The following is an 8,159-nucleotide window of genomic DNA, read 5'->3' as shown; positions in this document are numbered from 1 at the left end:
CCAGCCATGAAGTTAATCCCGCTAAACCACGGTGTGCCGCCGCTGAAATAGCCGCTTTTCGCCAGCTCAATACCTACCGCTAAGGTCAGAATACTGATCATGCCGAGCATCGCCGCCACGCTGCCTTTACCTTCGTTGCTGGAGTAAAGCGTCAGACGGTACAGACCGGCATTCACCATGCCCGCGCCGAAAGCGTACAGACTTAAACCGGCAGTCAGCAGCAGATAGGTGTGGCTATCCAGCAGGTTCGCCAGCAGCGAAATGCTCAGACCAATCAGGATTGGCCAGGCAGCAAATTTCACTGGCTGCTCAATCGGCACGCGTCCCGCCAGTTTGCCGAGCGTGATGTTGCCAGCAATCATCGCCAGGAATACCGGCAACTGCAGCAGCGCATACTGCATGCGCGACAAGCCTTCATCGTGCATCAGAATCACGGGCGACAGCGCCACCCACGTCAGGATCGGGATAAACACCAACCCAATCGCAAAGGATCCGTACATCACCTGACGATCGCGCGCCAAACGCGCATAGCCGCGTGCCAGCGTTGGCAGGGCGATAGAGTGACTGCGGTCGCCAGCGGTTTCCGGCATCACGCGCCACAGCAGGGCAAACGCAATCACGCTGCAAATCGCAAACAGCCAGAACATGCTACGCCATTCACCAACGGTAAGCCATGCCGCACCGGCCAGCGGGCCGGCTAACGGTGCCAGCAGCGCGACGTTGGCCATCAGCGCCATCATGCGCACCGCCAGCGCTTCGTCAAAGGCTTCCTGCACCGCCGCATAGCTGACTGCGCCAATAAAGCACAGGCTAATGCCCTGCACAAAACGCAGCGCGACAAACTCTTCAATACTGCTAACCCACGTTGTCAGAATACAGGCCGCGGCGAAGAACAGAATGCCAAACAGCAGTACCGGCCTGCGGCCATATTTGTCTGAGAGCGGACCGAGCAGCCATTGCAGCACCACGCCCCCCATCAGATACGCGGTTAATGAGGTTGATACCCATTCCGGACCCACGTTGAATTCAGACGTCACCAGCAGCATGCCGGGCTGAATCATGTCATGCGCGATATAGGTCGCAAACTCAAACAGCACCAGCGCGAGAGGAAACAGCAGCACGCGCCCGGTGAGTTGGGTGATAGGTTGATAGCGGGCCATCTGGCCTCCTTGTCAAAAAAATAAAAACGCGACTGCCAGGCAGTCGCGTTTGTCCATGTTGTTACAGCCGCTGTGGGTGGTGCGTATTAATCTACGCGCAGTACACGGCTGGTATTGGTGGTGCCCGTGGTCGACATCACATCGCCCTGGGTAACAATCACCAGGTCGCCTGAAACCAGGAAACCTTTTTCGCGCAGCAGATTCACTGCATCGTGCGCGGCGGCAACACCATCATTATTGCTGTCGAAGAACACCGGCGTAACGCCACGATACAGCGCGGTCAGGTTCAGGGTACGTTCATGACGTGACATGGCGAAGATCGGCAAACCGGAAGTGATACGTGAAGTCATCAGCGCGGTACGTCCCGATTCAGTCATGGTGATGATGGCCGATACCCCTTGCAGATGGTTGGCAGCATACATCGCCGACATGGCAATCGCTTCTTCGACGTTATCGAACTGCACTTCCAGACGGTGTTTAGAAACGTTAACGCTCGGGATTTTTTCTGCGCCGAGGCACACTTTCGCCATCGCTGAGACGGTTTCAGCCGGATACTGGCCTGCAGCCGTTTCCGCCGACAGCATCACCGCATCGGTACCATCCAACACGGCGTTTGCCACGTCCATAACTTCGGCACGCGTTGGCATCGGATTGGTGATCATTGACTCCATCATCTGCGTTGCGGTGATGATGGTGCGGTTCAGCTGACGTGCGCGACGGATCAAAGCTTTCTGGATACCCACCAGCTCAGGATCGCCAATCTCTACACCCAAATCGCCGCGCGCAACCATCACCACGTCAGAGGCGAGGATGATGTCATCCATCGCTTCCTGTGAGGCAACGGCTTCAGCACGTTCGACTTTCGCCACCAGTTTGGCATCGCAGCCGGCGTCGCGCGCCAGGCGGCGTGCGTAATTCATATCTTCGCCGTTACGTGGGAAGGAGACGGCCAGATAATCCACGCCGATTTTCGCGGCGGTAACGATATCAACCTTGTCTTTTTCGGTAAGCGCGTCGGCAGAGAGGCCACCGCCGAGTTTATTGATGCCTTTATTGTTGGAGAGCGGGCCGCCGACGGTGACTTCGGTGAACACTTTTACGCCCTGAACTTCCAACACTTTCAGCTGTACGCGACCGTCGTCCAGCAGCAGGATGTCGCCTGGCACCACATCTTCTGGCAGGCCTTTGTAATCGATACCGACTTTTTCTTTGTCGCCTTCACCTTTACTTAAGTCGGCATCCAGCAGGAAACGATCGCCAACGTTAAGGAACACTTTGCCTTCTTTGAAGGTCGATACGCGAATTTTTGGGCCTTGCAGGTCGCCCAGGATCGCTACGTGACGACCCAGTTTCGCCGCGATTTCACGGACTTTATTGGCGCGCTGCTGATGATCTTCCGGTGTGCCGTGGGAGAAGTTGAGTCGTACAACGTTAGCACCTGCCGCGATGATTTTTTCGAGGTTATTGTCGCGATCGGTAGCTGGACCGAGGGTTGTAACGATCTTGGTTCTTCTGAGACGTCTGGACATGAAGGACTCCGTTAGCAAAGTATCGTGTCGCTCTCAAGTGACACGTAGTGTTCATCTATTCTATATGATCGATGGGCTGTGATTCGACTCACATTGTGAATGTGATGTTAATTATTTTCCTGCGCCTGTTTCTCCAGGCGTGAATCTTTCAGCGCTTCTTTCACCCGTTTCAAATTTTCACGGAAAGCGGCGCCGCGCTCAAGGGTAAACCCTGTCGCCAGAACATCAATCACGGTTAATTGTGCGAGGCGGGAAACCATTGGCAGGTAGATATCGGTATCTTCGGGCACGTCGAGCGTTAAAGCCAGCGTGGCTTCGGCCGCCAGCGGGGAACCCGGAGAAGTGATAGCCAGCACAGTGGAAGCGTTTACACGCGCCAGGCGAGCCAGTTCTACCATATTTTTGGTGCGACCAGTATGCGAGATGAGAACAAACACATCATTTGGACCACTATTTATGCAACTCATGCGCTGGATCACAATATCCTCTGACCAGATGACCGGCAGATTAAAACGCAAAAATTTATTGGTGGCGTCGTGCGCGACAACAGCGGAGGCGCCAAGGCCAAAAAAGGCAATTTTATGGGCGTTTGATAAGGCCTGAACGGCCTGACGAATGACCTGAGAATCGAGTTGCTGGCGCACGCGGCTGAGGCCGGCTAACGCGGAATCAAAAATTTTGTGGCTATAACTTTCCACACTGTCATTTTCTTCCACATCGCGGCTCACCCAGTTCGGGCTTTTCACCAGGCTCTGCGCGAGCTGCAATTTGAAGTCAGGAAAGCCGCGCGTGCCCATACGATGGCAGAAGCGATTCACCGTCGGTTCGCTGACGTCAGCGGCGCGTGCCAGCGTGGCGATGCTTGAGTGCATCGCCTGCTGCGGTGCAGCGAGAATTTGTTCTGCGACTTTACGTTCTGATTTACTTAACGCATCGAGTTGCGCCTGAATTTGTTCCAGCATGGTTTAACCTAATGAGCGTCAATCACTTTTCCGCGTTCATCAATCAATGAAATCGCTGCCAATTCCCAAGAATATACCGTGTAATAGCACCTCGCACGCAGCGGAGGACAAATGTAAACGCGAATTTTTTGCGATACTTTGATCGCTGACGTGTTTTGCCACGACAAATATCGAAACAGAAAATGTGTTCAAATGGCACGCTACAACACACTTAACACCTTTATTACGTTCACAGTTAACGCCAGCAAAACGCGGTGTTCGGGTTGTCCTGGACCGGCGAAAAACGTACATTGTGCTGTAAGAAAATTACAATAAGGACCCGGCTGATGAGAACGCTCAAGCCGGGTATATCCTGCAACGAGGAGAGGAAAATGGCGGTTACACAAACAGCCCAGGCATGCGATCTGGTGATTTTCGGTGCCAAAGGCGATTTAGCGCGCCGTAAACTGTTGCCATCACTGTATCAGCTGGAAAAAGCCGGTCAGATTCATGAAACCACTCGCATTATTGGCGTGGGTCGCGCGGATTGGGACAAAGCCGCGTACACCAAAGTGGTGCGTGAAGCGCTGGAAACCTTCATGAAAGAGAAGATTGATGAAGCGCTGTGGGACACACTCAGCAGCCGTCTCGACTTCTGTAACCTCGACGTAAATGACACCTCGCATTTCACCAAACTGGGCAAAATGCTTGACCAGAAAAACCGCGTCACCATCAACTATTTCGCCATGCCGCCAAGCACCTTTGGCGCGATCTGTGACGGTCTTGGCGCCGCCAAGCTGAATGCCAAACCGGCGCGTGTAGTAATGGAAAAGCCGCTCGGCACCTCATTGGAAACCTCGCAAGAGATCAATGACAGCGTTGGCAAATACTTTGAAGAAGGTCAGGTGTTCCGTATTGACCACTATCTGGGTAAAGAGACGGTGCTTAACCTGCTGGCGCTGCGTTTTGCCAACTCCATCTTCGTCAACAACTGGGACAACCGCACCATCGATCACGTGCAGATCACCGTGGCGGAAGAGGTGGGCATTGAAGGCCGTTGGGGTTACTTCGACAAAGCCGGCCAGATGCGTGACATGATCCAGAACCACCTGTTGCAGATCCTCACCATGATTGCCATGTCGCCGCCATCCGATCTGAGCGCGGATGCGATTCGTGATGAGAAAGTGAAAGTGCTGCGCTCACTGCGCCGTATTGATCAAACCAACGTGCGCGAGAAAACCGTGCGTGGTCAGTACACCGCTGGCTTTGTGCAGGGCAAGAAAGTGCCGGGCTATCTGGAAGAAGAGGGCGCGAACAAGCAGAGCGCCACTGAAAGCTTCGTGGCTATCCGCGTGGATATCGACAACTGGCGTTGGGCTGGCGTGCCGTTCTATCTGCGTACCGGCAAGCGCTTGCCAACCAAATGCTCTGAAGTGGTGGTGTACTTCAAGAATCCTGAGATGAACCTGTTCAAAGATTCGTACGCTGAACTGCCGCAGAACAAGCTGACCATTCGTCTGCAGCCAGACGAAGGCGTGGATATCGAAATCCTCAACAAAGTGCCGGGACTCGACCACAAGCATAAACTGCAGACCACTAAGCTGGATCTGAGCTACTCCGAAACCTTCAACCAGTCGCATCTGGCCGATGCTTACGAGCGTCTGCTGCTGGAAACCATGCGCGGTATTCAGGCGCTGTTTGTGCGTCGTGATGAAGTGGAAGCGGCGTGGGGCTGGGTGGATTCGATCATTGATGCCTGGAATGCCGATGCCGAAGCGCCGAAGCCGTATCAGGCGGGAACGTGGGGACCGGTTGCCTCTGTCGCAATGATTACCCGCGATGGCCGTTCCTGGAACGAGTTTGAATAAACAAATCCTGCTGAGCCCGCCTAATGTGCGGGCTTTTTTTCGGCCAAAATTCATTTTTCTTAAAAGTGAACCTGAGTTTCAAAAAATTTTGATATCCGATGGACGCCGCTCCAGCCGATCTTGTATGGTAGAGCCCAATTATTGACAGCGTGGCTAAACACCGGGCTGATGCAACTAAGGAAACGTGATGAAGAACTGGAAAACAAGTGCTGAACAGATCCTGAAAACTGGCCCGGTCGTGCCGGTCATCGTGGTGAACAAGCTGGAACACGCCGTGCCGATGGCGAAAGCGCTGGTGGCGGGCGGAGTGCGCGTGCTGGAAGTTACGCTGCGTACTCCGGTGGCGATGGACGCACTGCGCGCCATGATTAAAGAAGTACCGGAAGCGATTGTTGGTGCGGGCACGGTGATCAACACTCAGCAACTGAAAGAAGTCACTGATGCCGGTGCGCAGTTTGTTATCAGCCCAGGATTGACGGAATCGCTGCTGAAGGCTGCGGTTGAGGGTCCGGTGCCATTGATTCCAGGTATCAGTACGGTTTCAGAACTGATGACCGGCATGGATTACGGCCTGCGTGAGTTCAAATTCTTCCCGGCGGAAGCCAATGGTGGTGTGAAAGCATTATCGGCGATCGGTGGTCCGTTCCCGCAGGTGCGTTTCTGCCCAACCGGCGGCATCTCGCCAGCCAACTACCGTGATTATCTGGCGCTGAAAAGCGTGCTGTGTATTGGCGGTTCGTGGCTGGTACCGAATGATGCGCTGGAAAGCGGTGACTGGGATCGTATTACGCGTCTGGCGCGTGAAGCGGTTGAAGGGGCACGCGCATAACGGCGTTTATCGGATTGCCATTGATGGCGTAAAGCTTGCCAGTTAAGTGTGAATCAGTCGCCATGAATGGCGACCCTACGGTAATGTGGCGGGTTTTGGTAGGGTCGCCATTCATGGCGACCTCTCAACTTACACTTAACCTTCCACTTTCACCGCTGCCGCACTGGCAACGGCGCGCGCGATAGCGTCATCGGTGTTTTCACCGGTCGCCAAAGCCACACCCAAACGGCGCTGCCCGGCAATTTCCGGCTTACCAAACAGGCGCAGCTGCAACCCGGCACCCAGCGCAGCTTCGATATTCCCGAACTGCACATTCTGGCTGTTCAGCTCAGGCAAAATCACTGCCGATGCCGCTGGACCGTATTGACGAATGCCGCCAATCGGCAGACCGAGGAAGGCGCGCACATGCAGTGCGAACTCGGACAGATCCTGCGAAATCAGCGTTACCATGCCGGTATCGTGCGGACGCGGTGACACTTCGCTGAACACCACGTCATCACCACAGACGAACAGCTCCACGCCAAACAGGCCGTATCCACCGAGCGCTTTCACCACGTTGGCGGCGATATCCTGCGCGCGCTGCAGCGCCAGTTCACTCATCTGCTGCGGCTGCCATGATTCACGGTAATCGCCATCTTCCTGACGGTGACCAATCGGCGCGCAGAAGTGGATGCCATCCACCGCGCTGATGGTCAGCAGGGTGATTTCGAAATCAAACTTCACCACGCCTTCAACGATCACGCGGCCCGCACCGGCACGTCCGCCTTGCTGCGCATAATCCCAGGCTTTATCCAGCTGGCTGGCTTCGCGGATAAAGCTCTGACCTTTACCGGATGAGCTCATCACCGGCTTAACGATGCACGGAAATCCAATCGCTTCAGCGGCGGCCACAAAATTCTCTTTGCTGTCAGCAAACTGGTAAGTCGAGGTCGGTAACGACAACTCTTCCGCTGCCAGACGACGAATGCCTTCGCGGTTCATGGTCAGACGTGCAGCGCGTGCGGTCGGCACCACTTTCTGACCTTGCGCTTCCAGCTCCAGCAGTTTTTCGGTGGCGATGGCTTCAATTTCTGGCACCACGAAGTGCGGCTTTTCCTGGGCAATCAGTGCGGCCAGCGCGTCGCCGTCCAGCATGTTGATCACATAGCTGCGATGCGCCACATGCATCGCCGGCGCATCGGCATAACGATCCACCGCGATCACTTCCACACCCAGACGCTGGCACTCAAGTGCCACTTCTTTGCCTAATTCGCCTGAACCTAACAGCATGACACGCGTAGCGGCAGGGCGCAGCGCGGTTCCGAGAGTCGTCATAATTTCACCTTAGCAGTCAAAATGCGCGCGCAGTATAAACGAAAACGTTTGCGTACTCACGCTTTCGCCACGATCAGGTTTGCCTTACTTTTCCCGCTCTGACGTTAACTGACACAGCCTGCGGCAGCATGGAGAACGGAAAATTAAACGGGAGTTAAACGATGAGTAATTGGCTACAGCAAATTCAATCGGTGCTGGCGAAGAAGGGCGGTGGCGGAAAGTCGGGCGGCTTAAGTGACATGCTGGCACCCGGCGCATTAGGCGGGCTGGCGGGATTGCTGGTGGGCAGTAAATCCACGCGTAAGTTGCTGACCAAATATGGCGGCAAAGCCTTGTTGTTGGGCGGCGGCGCGGCTGCAGGCGCGCTGCTGTGGAACAAATACAAACAGCGCATACGTGAAACCCATCAGGACGATGCGGGTTTCGGCCAGTTGCAAACGCCGATGGATCAACGCGCAGAGCGTTTAGTCACGGCGCTGGTGTTCGCGGCGAAAAGTGACGGTCATATTGACGATCAG

General features: G+C 54.9%; 7 protein-coding genes. 3 read left to right on the top strand and 4 right to left on the bottom strand.

What is annotated here, in order from left to right:
- From RTY00_RS14725 to RTY00_RS14715, 3 genes are all read right to left on the bottom strand, one after another.
- Window positions 1–1,160, bottom strand: a 1,160-nt coding sequence (locus tag RTY00_RS14725) for an MFS transporter (RefSeq protein ID WP_312664947.1), incomplete at its 3' end; no start/stop codon positions are given.
- 86 nt (window positions 1,161–1,246) lie between these two features.
- Window positions 1,247–2,689 (bottom strand): pyruvate kinase, encoded by a 1,443-nt coding sequence (pyk, locus tag RTY00_RS14720; RefSeq protein ID WP_008110470.1) that lies wholly within the window; start codon window positions 2,687–2,689, stop codon window positions 1,247–1,249.
- 107 nt (window positions 2,690–2,796) lie between these two features.
- On the bottom strand, window positions 2,797–3,651 hold the full coding sequence (locus RTY00_RS14715) for a MurR/RpiR family transcriptional regulator (protein ID WP_061718589.1): 855 nt from the start codon (window positions 3,649–3,651) through the stop codon (window positions 2,797–2,799).
- A 371-nt stretch (window positions 3,652–4,022) separates the two neighbouring features.
- Here RTY00_RS14715 and zwf point away from each other — a divergent pair, with 371 nt between their 5' ends.
- Window positions 4,023–5,498: a glucose-6-phosphate dehydrogenase gene (gene zwf / locus RTY00_RS14710; RefSeq protein WP_036650196.1), complete on the top strand. Its 1,476-nt coding sequence runs from the start codon at window positions 4,023–4,025 to the stop codon at window positions 5,496–5,498.
- Window positions 5,499–5,685: 187 nt separating this feature from the next.
- The gene (locus RTY00_RS14705; RefSeq protein ID WP_008110463.1) at window positions 5,686–6,327 is read left to right on the top strand and encodes a bifunctional 4-hydroxy-2-oxoglutarate aldolase/2-dehydro-3-deoxy-phosphogluconate aldolase; all 642 of its coding nucleotides are present in this window, start codon (window positions 5,686–5,688) and stop codon (window positions 6,325–6,327) included.
- A gap of 135 nt (window positions 6,328–6,462) precedes the next feature.
- On the opposite strand, the gene purT is transcribed toward RTY00_RS14705, so the two are convergent.
- Window positions 6,463–7,641: a formate-dependent phosphoribosylglycinamide formyltransferase gene (purT, locus tag RTY00_RS14700; RefSeq protein ID WP_312182250.1), complete on the bottom strand. Its 1,179-nt coding sequence runs from the start codon at window positions 7,639–7,641 to the stop codon at window positions 6,463–6,465.
- A gap of 161 nt (window positions 7,642–7,802) precedes the next feature.
- Between purT and RTY00_RS14695 the strand changes: the two genes are divergently transcribed.
- Window positions 7,803–8,159 (top strand): DUF533 domain-containing protein (locus RTY00_RS14695; RefSeq protein ID WP_312664946.1); only part of this gene is annotated, 357 nt, incomplete at its 3' end.

The sequence above is a fragment of the Pantoea sp. CTOTU49201 genome (genome assembly GCF_032054795.1).
In the GTDB taxonomy this organism is placed as follows: Bacteria; Pseudomonadota; Gammaproteobacteria; order Enterobacterales; family Enterobacteriaceae; genus Pantoea; species Pantoea symbiotica.
This window is presented reverse-complemented; position numbering and strand designations above follow the sequence as displayed.